Origin of the sequence: Vreelandella hamiltonii (assembly GCF_014651775.1) — a bacterium.
Lineage (GTDB): Bacteria > Pseudomonadota > Gammaproteobacteria > Pseudomonadales > Halomonadaceae > Vreelandella > Vreelandella hamiltonii.
The window spans coordinates 22,220-40,703 of the sequence record NZ_BMXN01000016.1 but is presented as its reverse complement, the minus strand read 5'-3'; the positions used below and the strand labels follow the sequence as shown (position 1 = coordinate 40,703).

18 protein-coding genes are annotated in these 18,484 nt (G+C 63.0%); 5 read left to right on the top strand and 13 right to left on the bottom strand.

Annotation, left to right across the window (positions count from 1 at the left end; genetic code table 11):
* Positions 1–15 precede the first annotated feature (15 nt).
* The 5 genes from IE091_RS13110 to IE091_RS13090 form a co-directional block, all read right to left on the bottom strand.
* A complete protein-coding gene (locus tag IE091_RS13110; RefSeq protein ID WP_039178817.1) occupies positions 16–1,431 on the bottom strand; it encodes a TRAP transporter large permease in 1,416 nt (471 codons plus the stop codon).
* A complete protein-coding gene (locus IE091_RS13105) occupies positions 1,431–1,979 on the bottom strand; it encodes a TRAP transporter small permease subunit (protein ID WP_039178819.1) in 549 nt (182 codons plus the stop codon). The genes IE091_RS13110 and IE091_RS13105 overlap by 1 nt, the downstream gene beginning before the upstream one ends.
* Before the next feature lie 115 nt (positions 1,980–2,094).
* A complete protein-coding gene (locus tag IE091_RS13100; protein ID WP_189463834.1) occupies positions 2,095–2,958 on the bottom strand; it encodes an endonuclease/exonuclease/phosphatase family protein in 864 nt (287 codons plus the stop codon).
* 2 nt (positions 2,959–2,960) lie between these two features.
* The gene (locus IE091_RS13095) at positions 2,961–3,593 is read right to left on the bottom strand and encodes a thiol:disulfide interchange protein DsbA/DsbL (RefSeq protein ID WP_189463833.1); all 633 of its coding nucleotides are present in this window, start codon (positions 3,591–3,593) and stop codon (positions 2,961–2,963) included.
* Positions 3,594–3,708: 115 nt separating this feature from the next.
* Positions 3,709–4,338 (bottom strand): c-type cytochrome, encoded by a 630-nt coding sequence (locus IE091_RS13090; protein WP_039178828.1) that lies wholly within the window; start codon positions 4,336–4,338, stop codon positions 3,709–3,711.
* 305 nt (positions 4,339–4,643) lie between these two features.
* On the opposite strand from IE091_RS13090, the gene yihA reads away from it, so the two are divergent.
* Positions 4,644–5,291 (top strand): ribosome biogenesis GTP-binding protein YihA/YsxC, encoded by a 648-nt coding sequence (yihA, locus tag IE091_RS13085; protein WP_016915456.1) that lies wholly within the window; start codon positions 4,644–4,646, stop codon positions 5,289–5,291.
* Between the two features lie 19 nt (positions 5,292–5,310).
* On the opposite strand, the gene IE091_RS13080 is transcribed toward yihA, so the two are convergent.
* The 8 genes from IE091_RS13080 to IE091_RS13045 all read right to left on the bottom strand — a co-directional run bounded on the left by IE091_RS13080 (position 5,311) and on the right by IE091_RS13045 (position 13,909).
* Positions 5,311–6,048 carry an HAD family hydrolase gene (locus tag IE091_RS13080; protein WP_189463832.1) on the bottom strand — a complete coding sequence of 246 codons (738 nt, stop codon included), beginning with the start codon at positions 6,046–6,048 and terminating at the stop codon, positions 5,311–5,313.
* A 15-nt stretch (positions 6,049–6,063) separates the two neighbouring features.
* Positions 6,064–6,978 carry a tyrosine recombinase XerC gene (locus tag IE091_RS13075; protein WP_016915458.1) on the bottom strand — a complete coding sequence of 305 codons (915 nt, stop codon included), beginning with the start codon at positions 6,976–6,978 and terminating at the stop codon, positions 6,064–6,066.
* Positions 6,968–7,696, bottom strand: a complete 729-nt coding sequence (locus IE091_RS13070) for a DUF484 family protein (protein ID WP_016915459.1) — start codon at positions 7,694–7,696, stop codon at positions 6,968–6,970. Before IE091_RS13070 ends, IE091_RS13075 begins: the two co-directional genes overlap by 11 nt.
* A gap of 16 nt (positions 7,697–7,712) precedes the next feature.
* A complete protein-coding gene (gene dapF, locus IE091_RS13065; RefSeq protein WP_189463831.1) occupies positions 7,713–8,546 on the bottom strand; it encodes a diaminopimelate epimerase in 834 nt (277 codons plus the stop codon).
* Positions 8,546–9,817, bottom strand: coding sequence for a diaminopimelate decarboxylase (gene lysA, locus IE091_RS13060; protein ID WP_016915461.1), 1,272 nt, complete (start codon positions 9,815–9,817; stop codon positions 8,546–8,548). Before lysA ends, dapF begins: the two co-directional genes overlap by 1 nt.
* The gene (gene lptM / locus IE091_RS13055; RefSeq protein WP_084123777.1) at positions 9,817–9,942 is read right to left on the bottom strand and encodes an LPS translocon maturation chaperone LptM; all 126 of its coding nucleotides are present in this window, start codon (positions 9,940–9,942) and stop codon (positions 9,817–9,819) included. Before lptM ends, lysA begins: the two co-directional genes overlap by 1 nt.
* Positions 9,942–11,345 (bottom strand): argininosuccinate lyase, encoded by a 1,404-nt coding sequence (gene argH / locus IE091_RS13050; protein WP_189463830.1) that lies wholly within the window; start codon positions 11,343–11,345, stop codon positions 9,942–9,944. The genes lptM and argH overlap by 1 nt, the downstream gene beginning before the upstream one ends.
* A gap of 119 nt (positions 11,346–11,464) precedes the next feature.
* Positions 11,465–13,909 carry a sensor domain-containing protein gene (locus IE091_RS13045; RefSeq protein ID WP_189463829.1) on the bottom strand — a complete coding sequence of 815 codons (2,445 nt, stop codon included), beginning with the start codon at positions 13,907–13,909 and terminating at the stop codon, positions 11,465–11,467.
* A 135-nt stretch (positions 13,910–14,044) separates the two neighbouring features.
* On the opposite strand from IE091_RS13045, the gene hemC reads away from it, so the two are divergent.
* The 4 genes from hemC to IE091_RS13025 are packed head-to-tail and all read left to right on the top strand — an operon-like array spanning position 14,045 to position 18,429.
* Complete coding sequence (gene hemC / locus IE091_RS13040; RefSeq protein ID WP_039178844.1) at positions 14,045–14,989, top strand: hydroxymethylbilane synthase; 945 nt, start codon at positions 14,045–14,047, stop codon at positions 14,987–14,989.
* Positions 14,986–15,738 (top strand): uroporphyrinogen-III synthase, encoded by a 753-nt coding sequence (locus IE091_RS13035; protein ID WP_039178847.1) that lies wholly within the window; start codon positions 14,986–14,988, stop codon positions 15,736–15,738. The genes hemC and IE091_RS13035 overlap by 4 nt, the downstream gene beginning before the upstream one ends.
* A gap of 43 nt (positions 15,739–15,781) precedes the next feature.
* On the top strand, positions 15,782–17,170 hold the full coding sequence (locus IE091_RS13030; RefSeq protein ID WP_229800835.1) for a uroporphyrinogen-III C-methyltransferase: 1,389 nt from the start codon (positions 15,782–15,784) through the stop codon (positions 17,168–17,170).
* Positions 17,167–18,429, top strand: a complete 1,263-nt coding sequence (locus IE091_RS13025) for a heme biosynthesis HemY N-terminal domain-containing protein (protein WP_016915468.1) — start codon at positions 17,167–17,169, stop codon at positions 18,427–18,429. Before IE091_RS13030 ends, IE091_RS13025 begins: the two co-directional genes overlap by 4 nt.
* Positions 18,430–18,484: the final 55 nt, after the last annotated feature.

Sequence of the window (18,484 nt, the reverse complement as noted above, 5' to 3'; positions counted from 1 at the left end):
GACGCTCCTCACCTCTTAGAGAACAGAGGGTAGCCAAGTGGCGATGCCGGGGAAAATCGCCAGCGCCAACAGCATGCCCAACTGAAGAATGATGAACGGGATCACGCCCTTGTAAATGGCCGAGGTCGGCACGCTGGCCGGGGTCACGCCGCGCAGGTAGAACAGCGCAAAACCGAACGGCGGGGTCAAAAACGAGGTTTGCAGGTTGACCGCGATCATGATGCCCAGCCAGATGGGGTCTACGCCCATGGCCAGCAGTACGGGCCCGACGATGGGCACCACCACGAAGGTGATTTCGATGAAGTCGAGAATGAAGCCCAGCAGGAAGATCACCAGCATGACCACCAGCGTGGCCCCGACCACGCCGCCCGGCATGGCTTCGAACAGCTCGGTGACCAGCTCTTCACCACCGTAAGCGCGAAACACCAGTGAAAACAGCGCAGCGCCAATCAGGATCAGGAACACCATGCTGGTGACCTGCGCCGTGGAGTGCAGCGTTTCCTTGAGCATCTTGATACTCAACTGGCGATTGGTCGCCGCCAGTACCAGCGCGCCAAACGCGCCCACCGCCGACGCTTCGGTAGGCGTTGCAAAGCCCCCCAGTATCGAGCCAAGCACCGCCACGATCAGCAGTACCGGAGGCAGCAAGCCTTTCAACAGCAGCGGCCAGATGCTCCCGGTGTGCCCCAGCTCGGCCTTCAGCGCTGCGCGGTCCGCCGCTGGTGCCGCCTCCGGCTTCAACCATGCCACCATCAGCAGATAGAGGATATACACCACGACCAGCAACAGGCCGGGCACCAATGCGCCAATGAACAAGTCCCCAATAGACAGGGTTTTCGGGCTCCACACGCCCATGGAGAGCTGCGCCTGCTGGTAGGCGTTGGAAAGTACGTCGCCCAGCAGCACCAGCGCAATCGAGGGAGGAATGATCTGCCCCAGCGTACCCGTGGCGCAGATCGTGCCCGTGGCCAGCGCGGGCGAGTAGCCGCGCTTCAGCATCGTGGGCAGCGACAGAAGCCCCATGGTGACGACCGTGGCCCCGACGATCCCCGTAGAAGCCGCCAGCAACATGCCGACGATGACCACCGCGATACCCAGGCCGCCGCGCAGCGCGCCGAAGGCCATGGCCATGGCGTCCAGCAGCGTTTCCGCTACCCGAGACTTCTCCAGCAGGACGCCCATGAGCACGAACAGCGGCACCGCCAGCAGCGTGGCATTGGTCATGATGCCGTAAAGCCGGTTGGGCATGGCGTTCATCATGCGCGCTTCGAAGGGTACATCCACGCCCATGGACTGCAGCAGCAGCCCGAACCCGGCAAAGGCCAACGCGGTGCCCGCCAGCGAAAGCGCCACCGGATACCCCAGCATCAGGACGATACAGACCGCAGCAAAGAGTACCAGCGGCATCATGTCTAATAAGGTCGCCAGCACTAGATGATCTCCTCGTGAGCAGGGGGCGTGGTAGGCAGTTTGCCGCGCAATATCAAGGTCTGGCGAATCAACTGTGCCACCGCCTGCAGCAGCAGCAACGCCACCATCACCAGCATGAGCGTCTTCAGCAGGTAGACGCCGGGAATGCCGCCATCCGATGAGCGTTCCATGATGGCCCAGCTGCTGCGTACGTAATGAAAGCTGCTGACGGCGATGAAGATCGACACCGGAATCAGCAGCAGCAGCGTACCCATCAGGTCGATCCAGGCCCGCCCACGGTCGGACAGGCGGCGATAGAAAATATCGACGCGGACATGACCATCGCGCTTGAGGGTCCAGGCGGCGCCCAGCATGAACACTGCGGCGTGCATGTACATCACCGACTCTTGCATGACGATGCTGTTGATGCCCAGCCAGTAGCGCATGATGACAATGGCAAACTGGACCAGCATCATGATGATCACCAGCCAAGCAATGGCTCGGCCAATCCCCTCGGTTACGCAGTCCAGCCAACGCAATAAACGTGGCTCTTGAGCACTCGTCGGCATAGCAGATGTCCCAGCATGAATAAAAACGGCCCAGAATCATCGCTGATTCTGGGCCTGACGTCATCCCCATTCACAGGATTAAACGCTTATCCATACGTCTGGGCGGCACGTCTGGCTATGAACGCCCATGGGTTTGCGCATGCTCGGCCTCTGCCAGCGCACTGACGCAGGCTGCGGGCAAGGGCAGGTCGACCGCGATGGGCAAGTGATCGGAAAACAGATGATCCAGCACGCGCACTTCTGCGGCTTCCAGCGTTTGGGACAGCAGAATATGATCCAGCGCCCGACGGGGCTGCCAGGAGGGGTAGCTGAGCAGCGGTTTCACCGGATGCAGCGGCAACGATGTGCTGAAACGCTCGTGGGCATGCAGTTGATCCGGCGTGCAGTTGAGATCCCCCATCACGACCACATGGCGCAGCGGCTGAATGATGTCGCTGAGGTAGTCCAGTTGGCGTACTCGGCCACGGTGGCTCAAGGCCAAGTGGGCCACGAAGATGTGCAGGGCATCGGGGCCATCGCCATAGCGGGCATGAATCGCGCCTCGCCCTGGCAGCATCCCGGGCAGCCGATGCTCTTCGATACGGCTCGGCACCAGCCGCGACAGCAACCCGTTGCTGTGCTGGGCGAACTTGCCCAAGTTGCGATTCAGCTGCTGAAAATAGTGCGGAAATCTGGCCTGGGCGGCAAGGAACTCTACCTGATTGACACGGCTGGAGCGAAAGCTGCCACCGTCTACTTCCTGCAAGCCCACCACATCGAACTGCTCGAGCACGCTGCCCATCATCGCCAGGCGCTTCAAGCGCTGGGGATGCGGCAAGAAGTGTTGCCAGCTGCGGGTGAGATAATGGTGATAGGCAGAGGTCTGGATACCCACCTGCAGATTGAACGTCAGCAGGCGCAGGTGCCCCCGCTCCAGCAAGGGAGCGGCGGGCGCCTTTGGTGAGCCCGCAGGCTCACCGGTAGTGCCGTGTTCGAGCACGGTTATTGAGCGCGCTCGTTACGCACTTTTTCCACCAGGGCATCGGCAATGCGCGGCATGTTCTCGAGGCTGCCTGCGGTTTGCGGCGATACCACATAGCGACCATCCACCACGATGGCCGGAACCCCCATCAGGCGCATTTCACGCATGCGGCTGTTGGCCTTGTTGACATCGCTGCGTACGCTGAAAGCGGTCAACGCCTGCTTGGCTTCTTCTTCACTGACGCCGTAGTTGGTGAAGAACTCGGCAATGTCGTCAGGGTCGGTCAGAGAGCGGCCATCCTGGTGAATTGCATCGAAGAAGTCGGCATGCAGTTCTTCTTCGATGCCCAGTGACTGAGCGGCGTAGAAGGCCGTGGCGTGAGTATTCCAGTCACCGCCCATGGTGGCCGGCATGTGAATCACACTGACGTCGTCTTCCAGCGTGTCGTACCAGTCGTTGACATGCTCTTGCAACCGATAGCAGTGCGGGCAGCCAAACCAGAACGCTTCGGTCACTTCAATTTGGCCTTCTTCCACCTGCGTGGCGACCGGAGACGCCAGCAGCGTGTAGTGCTGGCCTTCCACCAACTCCTGGGCACTGACCCCAGCGGAAAGACCTAGACCAGCCAGGGCGACCATCAACGTTTTCAACATAGCGAGAACTCTCCAGAATAAGCGAGCCAACAAGGGCGAGGCTAAGACCACCGCTTGCACGGGCAGGTTCCCCATCCTGCCGGTACAACGCAGGATGAGGCACGGCATCGAGCGCTTAGTTCAGGCCCAATACGTAGTTCGCAACCGCTTCCATGTCACGATCGCTCATCTTGGAAGCGATATCGCCCATCAGGTTGTTGGGGCTGTTGGTACGCTCGCCTGATGCGAAGTCCTGCAGGGTGGAGATGGTGTACTCCACGTGCTGACCCGACAGCGCCGGATAGACGGCGCTGCCGATGCCGACACCGGTGGGCGTATGGCATGCGCTGCAGGCAGGAATGCCTTTGCTCATGTCGCCTGCGCGATACAGCTCTTCACCGCGCGCGAGCAGCTCGGCGTCTTCATCGCTGGTTTGACCCAGGTTGGCGTCCTGACCGGCGAAGAAGGCCGCCACGTCCCAGGCATCCTGGTCGGAGAAGTCGTCTACTTGACCTGCCATGGTGGGGACCATGCGGTCGCCGTCACGAATGTCCATGATCTGCTTGGCCAGATAGGACATCTGCTGTCCGGCCAGGTTAGGGAAAGCGCCCGAAGGGCTGATACCCGCTTGGCCGTGACAAGCAGCGCAGGTTTGTGCCATTTCGCGACCAGCGGCCGCATCTGCGTCGGCTTGAAGGTCCGTTTGGGCGTGAGCGGTGCCAACGGCACCCATGGTAATTGCCAGGCTTGCCAGTAACTTTCTCATTGCTATTCCACTATGCCGTTTGATTATTGACTGGTACGCACCCTGGGCGCTGCCCAGGCTCTGCACACTACCAGGGTCAGCTCCGCCGAAACGAACAACATGTTGTTGGTCGCTGCTGGCTAGAGCGCGATGGTACACTAGCGCCCCAGGTCGCAGTTATGAACCTCATGCATTATAACGAATCACCCAAGCGGCGGGAATGCAAGTCCATGTCTGCTTTTGGGGTAATTCGTCGCGGTACCTTGGCGATCCCTGCAGGATGGCTCGATGAGCCCTCTTTCATGTCTGTTTTCAGGAACACCATCATGTCTACCCTTCATGATAGCCCAGTCCCACGACTGAACTACCCTACTGCGCGATTCTTGATCAGCGCCCCCACGCTGGCCCTGTGCCCGGACGACACCGGCGCCGAAGTGGCATTTGCCGGGCGCTCCAATGCGGGCAAGTCCAGCGCCATCAACGCGCTGACCCAGCAGAACGCGCTGGCACGCACCTCGCGCACCCCCGGGCGCACGCAACTGATCAACTTTTTCAGCGTGATGAACGATGAAAGTCGCCGCCTGGTCGACCTGCCCGGCTATGGCTATGCCAAAGTGCCGGAAGCGGTCAAGATCGAGTGGCAGCAGCACCTCTCCGAGTACCTGCGCGGCCGCTTCAGCCTGCGTGGCCTGGTCCTGCTCATGGACGTGCGTCACCCGCTCACCGAATTCGACCAGATGATGCTGGAGTTCGCCGACCAGCGCGGCATGCCGGTGCATATTCTGCTGACCAAGGCCGACAAGCTGAAGAAAGGGCCTGCCAGCGCTGCGCTGCAGAAGGTTCGTTCACGCCTGAAAGAGTGGGAAGACCTGGTCTCGGTACAGCTCTTCTCCTCCCTCAAGCGTCAGGGCGTGGACACGCTTTCCCAGACCCTGGACCGCTGGCTGCATACGCCCGAGGAAACCGAACACTGAGCGTGCGTCAGGTGCGTCTTCAACGGCGCTGCTCCAGCCATGCAATCAGCGTTGGCAACTCCTTCACGTGGGCAATGCGATGCACTCTGGCGGGCAGCGCCTGATCGCCACGTTCGGCCACCCAGGCCGCGTGCATGCCCAACTGCTGCGCGGGCAGCACATCCTCTTGCCATGAATCGCCCACATGCATGGCCCGGGCAGGCACGGTACCGAGCCGTTCGAGCGCGGTCAAAAACGGCTTGGGGTCCGGTTTGGGGGCGAGTAGCTCACCGGCCGCAATCGCTATGGGAAAGTGGGCGGCCAGCGGCTGGCGCTTGAGATGAATGTTGCCGTTGGTGATGGCAGCCAGCCGATAGCGCTGAGCCAGCGCGGCCAGCAAGCCATCCGCCTCCGGGTGAGGCGTGACCTGCACCCGTAGACGGTGAAACTCGTTCATCGCGGCGGCGGCCCACAGCAGCGCCGCGCTGCGCGGTAGCCCGCTGGCCTCCAGCTGCGCTTCCAGCGCCCGTAGCCGCAGCCAGGTGAAGTCGCCGCGACGCTCGGGCACCTGGCTGGCCCACTGCTGGCGGCGCTGCAGATAGTCTGCCACGCCTGCATCGTAGTCCAGTGCCAGCGGCGGCTCCTGGCGGGCCGCTCGCCAGGCCGCCAGCGCCGTCAATAACCAGCGGTAGTGGCCCTCTTCGGTGGTGAGCATGACGCCGTGGTTGTCCCACAGGGTGTCGTCCAGATCAAAGGTGATGGCATCTAACGTGACCATGTTTCGATTCTCGCCTCAACTTTCACTCTCGCGGGAACGCCGTTTGGCGCGTGGGTGGGCAGCATCGTAGCTCTCGGCCAGATGCTGCCAGTCCAGCCGCGTGTAGACTTGGGTAGTCGATAGATTGGCATGCCCCAGCAGCTCCTGTACGGCCCGCAGATCCTGACTGGACTCCAGTAGATGGCTGGCAAACGAGTGGCGCAGACGGTGGGGGTGAAGATGCTCTGGCAGGCCGCGCAGTACCGACAGCTGGGCCAGTCGCTTTTGGATGCCGCGATGCCCTAGACGTCGCCCGCGCAGGCCGACGAACAGTGCCTGCTCTTCACTGGCAGCCAACCCGTCACGGCAGCCCAACCAGGCTTCCAGCGCCTGCCGAGCCCGGGCTCCCACCGGCACCTGACGGGGCTTGCTGCCCTTGCCCATGACCCGCACGTGGTGGCCCGCCAAGTGGGCGACATCCAGCGCAGCCAGCTCGGCCAGACGCAGCCCGCTGGAGTAAAACAGTTCCAGCATGGCCTGATCCCGCAGCGCCAGCGGCGTGCCATCGTGGGGCGTATCCAGAAAGCGAGCCAGCGCATCGACATCCAGTGGCCGGGGCAAGTGGCTGGGCTGCTTGGGAGTGCGCAGCAGCGCCACGGGGTTGTCTGCCCGTACCTGGCGCTCCACCAGCGCATCGGCAAACCGAGAGAGCGCCGCTCGGCGGCGCGCCAGGCTGCGGGGCGCCAGGCCACGGCTGCGCTCGGCCCCCAGGAAGGCCCGCGCCAGCGCCGTGTCCCAGCCATGGGGCTGAGTGACGCCGCGCTGCAGGGCAAACTGGCAGAACGCGTTCAGATCCTGCCGATACGCAGCCACCGTCGCCGGGCTGGCATGGCTGGCCAGATGGGCCAGATAGCCCTCTATCGCCTGCGCCAGCGGAGAGTCACTCTCCATGGGGTACCGAACCCAACGGCCCCAGGCGCAGCAACAGCCGAGCAACGATATCCCCCAGATACTCGGTAAACAGCGTATCCATGCTGGCGCGGTAGCATTCGGGGTCGGGGCTGGCGAGCAGCAGATAGCCCAGGGATTCGCCTGCGGAAAGCCGCGTAATCGCACAAGAGCCCGCCTTGCGCGGGGGCTTGGCATGGGGCAGCAGGCACTTCCAGTCGCTGACGCTGAGCTTGGCGCAGCGGCTGGTGCGACCATCCAGCAACGCCGCCAGGCGGGCACCGGCGTGCTGGTCCAGCACATGCCGGGGCGCTTGCGGCGGCGCGGGCTCTGCGTCACTCAAGGAGGCCGGGCACCACAGCGCCATGGCGGGCGTCTGGAAACGCTCGCTCAATTGGGTCGCCAGCGCTTGCGCCAAGGCATCGCGGTCTTCTGCTTCTACCAGGCTGAGCAGCGTTTCGCGCAGGCGGCGGTACTGGGCCTCGTTATGGCGGGCGGTTTCCAGCAGGTGCTCCAGGCGGCCCTCCGCCGTTTCGGCCCGCTGGCGCAGGTCGATGACCAGCCGTTCGAGCAGCGACACCGCTCCCTCGATATGCGGGTGCGGGACTTTCAGCTGTTGCAGCAGCCCCTCACGACCGATGAAAAAATCGGGATGGCGGGCCAGCCAGAACGCGACCTGGTCCGGGTCCAGCGTTTTACGCGGCTCAGGGGCTTGAGACATCGCCGTTCTCCTCGAATCAGTTGAGTGATACCCGACCGTCGAACACTCGGGTAGCGGGCCCCACCATGACCAGCGAGGCTTCTGGGCCAGGCCACTCGATACTCAGCTGGCCACCCGGCAGGGAGACCTTGACCGGGCTCTTCAGCAGCCCCTGACGAATGCCACTGGCCACCGCCGCACAGGCCCCGGTCCCGCAGGCCAGCGTTTCACCGCTGCCTCGCTCGAAGACCCGCAGGCGAATCTCGTTGGGCGACACGACCTGCATGAAGCCCACGTTGACGCGCTTGGGAAAGCGAGGATGCGACTCCAGCAGCGGACCCAGCCGTTCGACGGGCGCACGCTCGACATCCTCGACCTGGAGCACGGCATGGGGGTTCCCCATGGAAACCACTCCTAGGGAGAGCGTTTCACCGCCTACCTCCACTTCGTGAAGAGGCTGGTCGCCGGTGGCTTCGAAGGGCAGCGTGGCCGGATTGAAGCGCGGCGCGCCCATGTCCACCCGCACCATGCCATCGTGCTGGACGTTGAGTACCAGCGGGCCGCCAGCGGTCTCCACGTGAATTTCGTGCTTGTGGGTCAGGCGCTGGTCACGCACGAAGCGGGCAAAGCAGCGCGCTCCGTTACCGCAGTTTTCCACCTCGCTACCGTCGGCGTTGTAGATACGATAACGAAAGTCCATGTCCGGGTCGCGCGGGGGTTCGACGATCAGCAGTTGATCAAAACCGATACCAAAGCGCCGATCCGCCAACTGGCGGATCTGCTCGTCGCGCAGGCGGGCACGCTGGGTGACCAGATCGATCACCATGAAGTCGTTGCCCAGCCCGTGCATCTTGGTGAAGTGCAGCAGCATCAGCGCGCCCCTTCCGGCAGCAGCGCTTCGCCCGCCCACAGGCTTTCCAGACTTTCCCGCGCACGCACCACGTGGTAGCGGTCACCGTCCACCATCACTTCCGGCGGGCGTGGGCGGCTGTTGTAGTTCGAGGCCATCACGAAACCGTAAGCGCCCGCAGAGCGCACCGCCAGCAGGTCGCCTTCGGCAATCGCCAGCTCCCGCTCCTTGCCCAGGAAGTCGCCGGTTTCACACACCGGGCCGACCACGTCGTAGGTAGCCGGCTCACGGGGCGTGCGGGTATCCACCGGCACGATGGCCTGCCACGCCTGATACAGCGCCGGGCGAATCAGGTCGTTCATGGCCGCATCGACGATGGCAAAGTTCTTGGTTTCACCAGGCTTCAGGAACTCCACCCGAGTGAGCATGAGGCCCGCGTTGGCCGCAATGGAGCGGCCCGGCTCGAACAGCAGCGTCAGGGTCTCGCCGCCTTCCCAGCGGGAGAGGCGCGCCAGCAGCTGGCTGGCGTAGTCGAAGGGCTGGGGCGGCTTCTCGTCGCGGTAAGGCACGCCCAGGCCACCTCCCAGGTCCAGGTGGTCGATCTCGATACCCTGCTCACGCAGGCGCTCCATCAGCAGCAGCAGGCGCTCCAGGGCATCCAGGAACGGGGCGGTTTCGGTCAGCTGTGAGCCGATGTGGCAATCCAGGCCGGTCACGCGCAAATGGGGCAGGCTGGCAGCCAGTTGATACACGTCCAGCGCATCATCGACGGGAATGCCGAACTTGTTGTCCTTCAAGCCGGTAGAGATGTACGGGTGGGTACCCGCATCGACATCCGGATTGACGCGCAGCGAGACCGGGGCGATTTTCCCCAGCTCACCCGCCACGGCGTTCAGGCGCTCCAGCTCCGGGCGCGACTCGACGTTGAAGCACTTGATCCCGACTTCAAGGGCCCGAGCCATTTCATGGGGCTGCTTGGCCACGCCGGAGAACACCACCTTGGCGGGGTCGCCTCCCGCCTTGAGCACCCGCTCCAGCTCACCCACCGAGACGATATCGAACCCGGCACCCAGACGTGCCAGCAGGCCCAGGACCGCCAGGTTGGAATTGGCTTTCACCGCATAGCAGATCAGGTGCGGATGGCCGCCCAGCGCTTCGGTGTAGGCCCGGAAGTGACGCTCCAGGGTGGCTTTGGAGTAGACGTAACAGGGCGTGCCCAGCTCGGCGGCCAGCGTCGTCAGCGGGACGTCTTCGGCATAGAGCACGCCATCGCGATAGTTAAAGTGATCCATTACCCCTCCTGCTCGGCGGCCGAATCGGATGTATCGTCAGGCAAGTAGAGCGGCCCTTTCTGGCCGCAGCCCACCAGCAGCAGCGCCACCAGCAGCAGCGCGCCCAAGGCACTGGCAGCGCGCATCATGAGGCACCCTGGAGCGCTTTCAGCGCGTCACGGGCACGGCTGGCAGCTGCACGCACCTGGTCCGGTGCCGTGCCACCAATGTGATTACGCGCCGCCACCGAGCCCTCCAGTGTCAGCACCTCGAAAACGTCCTGCTCGATGATCGCGGAGAACTGCTGCAGCTCTTCCAGCGTCATTTCCGAGAGGTCTTTCTTGCTCTTCAGGCCGTAGGCCACGGAGAGGCCGACGATTTCGTGAGCATCACGGAAAGCCACGCCCTTGCGTACCAGGTAGTCGGCCAGGTCGGTAGCGGTCGAGAATCCACGCCGCGCCGCCTCGTACATGCTGTCTTTCTTCGGCTCGATGGCGGGCACCATGTCGGCAAAGGCTTTCAGGCAGTCGCGCACGGTATCGACGGCATCGAACAGCGGCTCCTTGTCTTCCTGGTTATCCTTGTTGTAGGCCAGCGGCTGGGACTTCATCAGCGTCAACAGCGCCATCAGGTGGCCATACACGCGGCCCGTCTTGCCACGCACCAGCTCGGGCACGTCGGGGTTTTTCTTCTGCGGCATGATCGAGGAGCCGGTGCAGAAGCGGTCAGGCAGATCGATGAAATTGAACTGCGCGCTGGTCCACAGCACCAGCTCTTCGCTCATGCGCGAGAGGTGCATCAGCAGGATACTGGCGAAGCTGGTGAATTCGATGGCAAAGTCGCGATCCGACACGGCATCCAGCGAGTTTTCCGATGGGCGCTCGAAGCCCAGCAGCTCGGCGGTCACGTGGCGATCGATGGGGTACGTGGTGCCCGCCAGCGCTGCCGAACCCAGCGGCATCACGTTGACCCGCTTGCGGCAATCCAGCAGGCGCTCGTGATCGCGGGCCAGCATTTCCTGCCAGGCCAGCAGGTGGTGGCCGAAAGTGACCGGCTGTGCCGTCTGCAGGTGGGTGAAGCCGGGCATGATGGTATCGGCTTCCCGTTCGGCCAGCGTGATCATGCCATCGCGCAGCCGTGTCAGTTCGGCCTCGATCATATCGATTTCATCACGCATGAACAGGCGAATATCGGTGGCCACCTGGTCGTTGCGCGAACGGCCAGTGTGCAGTTTCTTGCCGGTGATGCCGATCTTGTCGGTCAGCCGCGCTTCGATGTTCATGTGCACGTCTTCCAACGGCACCGACCACTGGAACTCGCCGCGCTCGATCTCGCCCTGAATCTCGGTCAGGCCATTGATGATGGCGTCACGCTCGTCCTCGGTGAGTACCCCCACCCGCGCCAGCATGGTGGCGTGGGCAATCGAGCCCTGGATATCCTGGCGCGCCAAGCGCTGGTCGAAATTCACAGACGCGGTGAAGCGTGCGACAAAGGCATCGGTAGGCTCGCTGAAGCGGCCGCCCCAGGACTGATTCGTAGCTTGGCTCATCGGTGATATATCCTGCTGACAAAACTAAAGGAGTCGTTACCGGAAAGTGTACCAGAGTCACCCTGCCGAGCGGCACGCCGTTTTAGCACTCTGCTCAGTGTGCTCGGCAGCCCTCACCTTCACGGCCGTTCGGCAGGGGCATCCAGGGAGGCCAAGGGCGTGCGCAGGAAGTCTTTCAGCGCCGTCAGGCTCATCGGGCGCGCGAAGTAGTAGCCCTGAAAATGGTCGCACTGGAGCTGGCGGAGGTAGGCAAACTGCTCGGCCGTTTCCACGCCCTCGATCAGCACTTCCAGGCCAAGCTTGTCGGCCATGGTCACCACCCCCTCGACGATGGCGGCATCGCGAGTATCGTTGGCAACGTCGCGTACGAAGGAGCGATCCACCTTCAGCTTGTTGATAGGCAGGCGTTTGAGGTAGCTGAGGCTGGAGAACCCGGTGCCAAAATCATCCAGCGCAATGTGTACGCCCAGCCGCCGAATGGCACTCAATGCCTGGATGGTGGTTTCGGCGCTATCCATCAACACCCCTTCGGTCAGCTCAAGCTCCAGCAGCGCGGGTGCCAGACCACTGTCGGCCAGCACCTGCTCCAGCGAGGTGAGAAAACCCGGGCGCTGAAACTGCATGGGCGAGACGTTGATGGCCACGGTGATTGGGGTGTCGTTCAGCGCATTGAGTTCCAGCGCATCGCGGCATGCGGTGGCCAGCACCCACTCGCTGATCGGAATGATCTGGCCCGTGTCTTCGGCCAGGCTGATGAACTGGGTAGGCGGGATATTGCCGCGCACCGGGTGATGCCAGCGAATCAGCGCTTCGACCCCCGCCACTCGCCCACGGTGATCGATTTGCGGCTGGTAATGGAGTTCGAACTGGTGCTGCTCGATGGCTTGCTGCAAGGCATGACGCAGGTTGACGCGCTCGGTCACCTTGCGGTTCAGCTCGTCAGTGTACCACTGGAAGGTGTTGCGTCCCCGTCGCTTCGCCTTGTACATGGCCAGATCCGCCTGCTGCACCAGCTGACGCGGCTCCTTGATGGTGCCGTCGTCGGTGGCAATACCGATGCTGGCGGTCATGCGCAGCTCGCTGCCGCGATACCAATAAGGAGCCGATACTCGGGCCAGCAGCCGCTCGACCACCTGCAGCACATCGTGCTCATGGGCAAGGTCCGGCAACAGCACGATGAATTCGTCGCCGCCAAAACGCGCCACGGTATCCCAGGGCCGCAGCTCCTCCTCCAGGCGCTTGGCCACCTCCAGGAGCATGAAGTCGCCCACTTCGTGGCCCAGGGTATCGTTGATGGGCTTGAAGTCATCGAGGTCGATGAACAGCACGGCCAGGTAACGGTGGTAGCGTTTGGCCAGCAGGCACCCTTGGGCCAGCCGCTGATCCAGCAGCAGCCGGTTGGGCAGCCCCGTCAGCGCGTCGTGATTGGCGTTGTGGCTCAACTGGGCCTGATATTCACGCTGAGCGGTAATGTCGTTCTGAGCGCCGATGAAATGAGTCACCACGCCGTCGTCGTCACGCACGGGGGAAATGTACAGATCGTTCCAGAATGGCGCGCCGTTGCGGCGATAGTTGCGGATCACCACGTGCACGTCCCGCTGTGCCTGAATGCCCTTGCGTAACAGCGCCAGCGTTGTCGAGTCCGTCTCTTCGCCCTGCAGGAAGCGACAGTTGCGCCCCAGGGCCGCATCCCTGGAGTAACCGGTGATGCGCTCGAAGGCGGCATTCACGTAGACCATCGGCAGGTCCGGCTGCTGCGCATCGACGATCACCACGCCGTTGGTGCTGGACTCCACACTGCGCTCCAGCAGGGTCAGTTGACGCTCGGTGGCCTTGCGCTGGGTAATGTCCTGAGTGGACCCCTGCACCTGGATGATCTGCCCCAGCTCATCGCGCACGGCGCGCCCAATCACCCTGACCCAGCGGCGCTGATGGTGTTGGGTGACGATCTCGAGCTCTTCGTCGAAGCTCACGCCCTGTTCGCAGCAAGCCGTAAACGCCGCCCGGATGCGCTCCTGGGAACGCGCCTCGTAAAAACCCAGGGCTTCGACCAGGGTCGGCTGATAGCCCACGGGCATGCCGTGGAGGCGACACACCTCTTCTGACCAGATCGGCACCCCAGCGGCAATGTCCATGTACCAACCGCCGATATGGGCCGTTTCCCCAGCAATCCTGAATAGGCGCTGATTGCGCCGCAGCTGCTTCTCTACCGCCTTGCGCTGGGTGATATCTCGCGCAATCACATAGATCACCTGGTCACCGGTAGAGGCGGTCACCTCGATCCATACGCGACGACCATCGGCGGTCAATGCGCAGACCGCAAACGCCTCGATCTTCTCGCCACGACATAGCCGCGCCAGGGCATCTTCGATGGCCGGGTGGTCTCGGGGCTCCACTACGACACCACAGGGCCTGCCCAGTAGCGCGGCAGCGTCATACCCCAGCAAGGTCTCGAAGCGCGGGTTGACGCTGAGCAGCTTGCCCGCAAAGTCGATGCAGCAGAACAAGTCCTGGGAAAGCAGGAAGAACTGGTCTAGCTTGCCTTGCGGTTCATCGACTGACATTAGGATTCCTGGCAGGGTTGGGCGCATCGCGCGCGGGTCTTAAATGGACCGGTTATTTTTACTGTGTGGCCGGGTGCTTTATGATGAGAATTATCACAGTTCGACGCGCCGTGTCAGCGGCAAAGGGAGAATAACGTGTTACCCATCACGAAATTGCGCATTGCCACGCGAAAAAGCCAGTTGGCCATGTGGCAAGCCGAGTATGTTCGCGACCGCCTCATGGCGGCCCACGAAGGCCTGGAGGTCGAGCTTGTTCCGCTGTCCACCAAGGGCGACAAGATCCTCGACACACCGCTTTCCAAGATTGGCGGCAAAGGGCTGTTCGTCAAGGAACTCGAGGATGCCATGCTGGATGGCCGCGCCGATATCGCCGTGCACTCCATGAAGGACGTGCCGATGCACTTCCCTGAGGGGCTGGGGCTGTCGGTCATTCTTGAAGGTGCCGACCCGACCGACGCTTTTGTTTCGAACCATTACGCCAGCGTCGAAGCGCTGCCGGAAGGCGCTCGCATTGGTACCGCCAGCCTGCGCCGGGGCCTGCAGCTTCGTGAAGCGCGCCCCGACCTGCAGATTCTCAACCTGCGCGGTAACGTGCAGACCCGGCTGGCCAAGCTGGACGACGGCGAGTTCGAGGCCATCATCCTGGCGACCTCAGGTTTGCAGCGCCTGGGGCTGGACGCCCGGATCGCCCAAGCGCTGCCGCCGGAAGTATGCTTGCCTGCCTGCGGCCAGGGGGCGCTGGGCATCGAATGCCGCCTGCACGACCCCGACCTGATCGCGCTCCTGGCTCCGCTGGACGATCCGGACACTGCCACCCGCGTGCGCGCCGAGCGCGCCATGAATACCCGCCTGGAAGGTGGCTGCCAAGTGCCCATCGCGGGCCATGCCGTACTGGACAAGGCCAATGACACGCTCTGGCTACGTGGCCTGGTGGGCAACCCGGAGGGCACCGAAGTACTGCGCGCCGAGGGGCGAGGCTCCATCCACGAACCGGAGGCACTGGGCATTCGTATCGCCGAGGAGCTGCTGGACCAAGGGGCTGGTGACATCCTGGCCGAGGTATACGGCAGCGACGTATGACGCTACCGGTGCTGATTTGTCGCCCCGGTGACCGCGGCGACGCCCTGGCCCAGGCGCTGGGCGAGCAGGGGTGGGAGGTACTGCCCCTGGACGTCATGCGTCTGGAAGCACTGGCGGAAGATGCCGCGCAGCGTCAAATCTGGCTGGATATCGATCAGTACCATAAGATAGTAGTCGTCAGCCCCTTTGCCGCTTACTGTTTGAGTGAAGCGCTGGATCGCTACTGGCCGCAGTTGCCGACTGGCATCGATTACTACAGCGTCGGCCGCAGCACTGCCAGCGCGCTGCATGACCAGCTTGGCGTACGGGTGCGTGTTCCCTCGCCTCAGCGAGGAGAAGACACCAGCGAAGCACTCCTGTCGCTGGCCTCGCTGGCCCGACTGGACCATCAGCGGGTGCTGCTGGTCGCTGGAGAAGGGGGCCGTACCCTGCTCGCGGATACGCTGGCCGAGCGGGGCGCCTGCGTCACTCGGCTGGCCGTCTATCGTCGGCTATACCAGCCGCCCTCGGCGGCCATGCAGCAGTGTCTGGCAAACGGCCATTACCGAGCGTTAATCGTCACCAGCGGCGAACTACTTGAATATCTGGCAAAATGGTGTGGTCCAGCTGCGTTGAACCAACCGCTAATCGTTTCCAGTCACCGTTTAGCTACACTGGCCGGTAGACTGGGTTTTTGTGACCTCAAGGTGGCGTCGGGAGCAACGCCGGCTGCGCTGGTGGCCGCGTTGGATCGGTCCTGCAACCCCTAGGGTGCCGATGTCGATCAAGGAACTTAATAAGGGCTAGCGACAGATGAGCAAACAACCAACTGATCAGGAAGGCGTCAACCACGCGTCTACCGATGCATCCAAGGGCGGCACTCCTGCTGGTGACGCCTCAGCGACCGCGCCCCAAGACACGGGCCCCAACGGCTCTTCGTCTTATGCCGCCAAGAACAGCCGTTCACGGCGTCGGCATAAAAACACCAGCAACACGACAGCGGCCCCTGCGGCAAGCGCTGCGGTCGACCCCGGCAAAGAGAACGTTGCCGGCACCAAACCCACCGCCAAGCCGGCAGATGAGAAGCCTGCCAAGCATAGCGGGCCTGCTCCAGCAGGCGGCGGCGCGAAGCCCACGCCGCCGCCCACCGTCAACGGTGGCGGAAACGGCAAGGGTGGCGGCATTGCCATTGCGCTGGTGGTTATCCTGGCACTCGCCCTGGGTATCGTTGCCTGGCAAGGCTGGCAGCGCCTGGATAGCCAGCAGCAGCGCATCGACGAGCTGGCCCAACAGGCCCAGGACAGCGCCACACAAGCCTCGGTCAGCGACCTGGAAGCACGCTTCGAGTCTGGTGAAGCCGAACGCAGTCAGGCGCTGGACAGCACCATGAACGAACTGCGCAGCGAGCTGGACAGCTATCGCAACGACGTCAACAGCACGCTGGATGAGGTGCTAGCCCAACTGTCACAAGAGCAGGAAACCGACGAGCGCGACTGGCTACACGCCGAAGCCGCCTACCTGCTGCGCCTGGCGAACCAACGTCTGCAGCTCGAAGGCGATGTGGATGGTGCCGCAGCCCTGCTGCGCACTGCCGATGCTCGCCTGGTCGATGCCGACAACCCGGCACTCACCTCGGTGCGCCGTGAAATCGCCAGCGAGCTGGCCGCACTGGATGCCGTGCCTCGCGTCGACCGTACCGGCATCTATCTGGCGCTCAACGCGCAGCAGGAACGCATTTCAGGCCTGCGGCTCTCCCAGGAGATCGAAGAGCGTGCCGTGAACTCAGGGATCGAACAGCCGCCGACCGGTACCTTCCAGCGCCAGCTGGCCCGCTTCGGTGAAGAGCTGAAAGACCTCGTGGTCATTCGTCATCACGATGAAGCCCTCGAAACGCTGATCACACCGGAACAAGAGTCCTATCTGCGTCAAAGCCTGCGTCTGGTGCTGGAGCAATCGCAGCTGGCCCTGCTGCAAGAAGAGCAGGAGCTTTATGAAGCCAGCCTCGACAAGGCGCTGGAACTGCTGAATGGCTACTACGCCACCGAGCGCGAAGAGACCCAGAGCGTCATCGCGCGTCTGCAGGAACTCAAGCAAGTTCAGGTCAAGCCCGAGCTGCCGGACATCAGTGCTTCCCAGCAGGCACTGGCCAGCTTCATCGACAACCGCTTCGAGTCGCGCCGCCAGGGCGGAGGTGATGCATGAGAAAACTTATCCTGCTGATCGTTGCAGGCTTGGCGGTTGGCGCACTGTTCGGGCACCTGATGATGTCGGTGCCCGGCTACTGGCTGATTCGAGTGGGCGATACCTCGGTCCAGACGTCGTTCTGGTTCGGCCTGGTACTTTTGCTGGCAGCCTTCATCGTGCTGCACTTCGTGCTGCGCCTGCTGACCGGCATCATTCGTCCCGTGGGGCGCTTTCGCACCTGGAATAGCCGCGCCCGCAACCGCCGCGCCATGAAGCGCACCGTGCACGGGCTGGTGGCGCTCACCGAAGGCCGCTGGAAAAAAGCCGAGAAGACCTTGGTACGCGCCGCCGATGACTCCAGCACCCCGCTGGTGAACTACCTGGCAGCCGCCCTGGCAGCTCACTATCAGGGCTACCATGAGAAATCTCAGGAGCACTTGAATCAGGCGCAGCTCACCACCGACGGCGCCGACACCGCCATTGGCCTGATGCAGGCCCAGCTGATGATCGACCGCCAACAGCCCGAAGAAGCGCTGGCGATCCTCAACCGACTGGACAAGCAGCTCTCCAACCACCCTCAGGTGCTGAAACTGCTCAAGCAGGTGCATTTGAGCGTCAACGACTGGGAAGGGCTGCGTCGCCTCATTCCACGCCTGGCCGCGCAGAAGCTGATTACCCAGCAAGAGCGCGAGCAGCTGGAGTTCAAGGCCTACCGGGAGCTGATTCTGTTCGAAGCCAAGAACCCGTCCAATATCGAGCGTGTTCGCGGGCTATGGGCCGACATGCCCGACTATCTGCGGGCCAACACCGAGCTGATCGTGCTCTACACCGAAGCCCTGCTGCAATCCAACGAAGAACCGATTGCCGAGCGGCTGCTCAATCACTCCCTGGATCATCACTGGGATGCACGCCTGGTCAAGCGCTATGGCCTGCTGAACGTCGACGCCGCGCGCCAGCTGGCCAAGGCGCAGAAATGGCTGCAAGAGCGCCCCAACGACCCGGAACTGCTGCTGGCCTGTGGCCGCCTGTCGCTGCGGGTTGGCCAGTGGGAAAAGGCGCTTGAGTATTTCGAGGCCAGCCAGCGCCAGCGTCCGAACGGTGAGGTCTGTGCCGAGCTTGCACGCCTGTACGCCAGCCTGGGCGAGCACAACAAGAGCCAGCTCTACTACCGGCACAGCGTGGACATGCTGGCCAAGTCGCTGCCTTCACTGCCACAGCCCAGCGATGCCCATGACAGCAAGCAAGGTGGCCAGAAAGCAACGCCGCGCAAGGCATGACCCTCGCAGAGTAAGTCGCTTGAACGCAACAGGGTGCCCCAAGGGGCACCCTGTT

What these genes read in the sequence shown, in the direction of transcription:
- IE091_RS13105 (WP_039178819.1), bottom strand. Translation starts at nt 1,979, where the DNA reads ATGCCGACGAGTGCTCAAGAGCCACGTTTATTGCGTTGGCTGGACTGC.
- IE091_RS13095 (WP_189463833.1), bottom strand. Translation starts at nt 3,593, where the DNA reads ATGTTGAAAACGTTGATGGTCGCCCTGGCTGGTCTAGGTCTTTCCGCT.
- IE091_RS13090 (WP_039178828.1), bottom strand. Translation starts at nt 4,338, where the DNA reads ATGAGAAAGTTACTGGCAAGCCTGGCAATTACCATGGGTGCCGTTGGC.
- yihA (WP_016915456.1), top strand. Translation starts at nt 4,644, where the DNA reads ATGTCTACCCTTCATGATAGCCCAGTCCCACGACTGAACTACCCTACT.
- IE091_RS13080 (WP_189463832.1), bottom strand. Translation starts at nt 6,048, where the DNA reads ATGGTCACGTTAGATGCCATCACCTTTGATCTGGACGACACCCTGTGG.
- IE091_RS13075 (WP_016915458.1), bottom strand. Translation starts at nt 6,978, where the DNA reads ATGGAGAGTGACTCTCCGCTGGCGCAGGCGATAGAGGGCTATCTGGCC.
- IE091_RS13070 (WP_016915459.1), bottom strand. Translation starts at nt 7,696, where the DNA reads ATGTCTCAAGCCCCTGAGCCGCGTAAAACGCTGGACCCGGACCAGGTC.
- dapF (WP_189463831.1), bottom strand. Translation starts at nt 8,546, where the DNA reads ATGCTGCTGCACTTCACCAAGATGCACGGGCTGGGCAACGACTTCATG.
- lysA (WP_016915461.1), bottom strand. Translation starts at nt 9,817, where the DNA reads ATGGATCACTTTAACTATCGCGATGGCGTGCTCTATGCCGAAGACGTC.
- lptM (WP_084123777.1), bottom strand. Translation starts at nt 9,942, where the DNA reads ATGCGCGCTGCCAGTGCCTTGGGCGCGCTGCTGCTGGTGGCGCTGCTG.
- argH (WP_189463830.1), bottom strand. Translation starts at nt 11,345, where the DNA reads ATGAGCCAAGCTACGAATCAGTCCTGGGGCGGCCGCTTCAGCGAGCCT.
- IE091_RS13045 (WP_189463829.1), bottom strand. Translation starts at nt 13,909, where the DNA reads ATGTCAGTCGATGAACCGCAAGGCAAGCTAGACCAGTTCTTCCTGCTT.
- IE091_RS13035 (WP_039178847.1), top strand. Translation starts at nt 14,986, where the DNA reads ATGACGCTACCGGTGCTGATTTGTCGCCCCGGTGACCGCGGCGACGCC.
- IE091_RS13030 (WP_229800835.1), top strand. Translation starts at nt 15,782, where the DNA reads ATGAGCAAACAACCAACTGATCAGGAAGGCGTCAACCACGCGTCTACC.
- IE091_RS13025 (WP_016915468.1), top strand. Translation starts at nt 17,167, where the DNA reads ATGAGAAAACTTATCCTGCTGATCGTTGCAGGCTTGGCGGTTGGCGCA.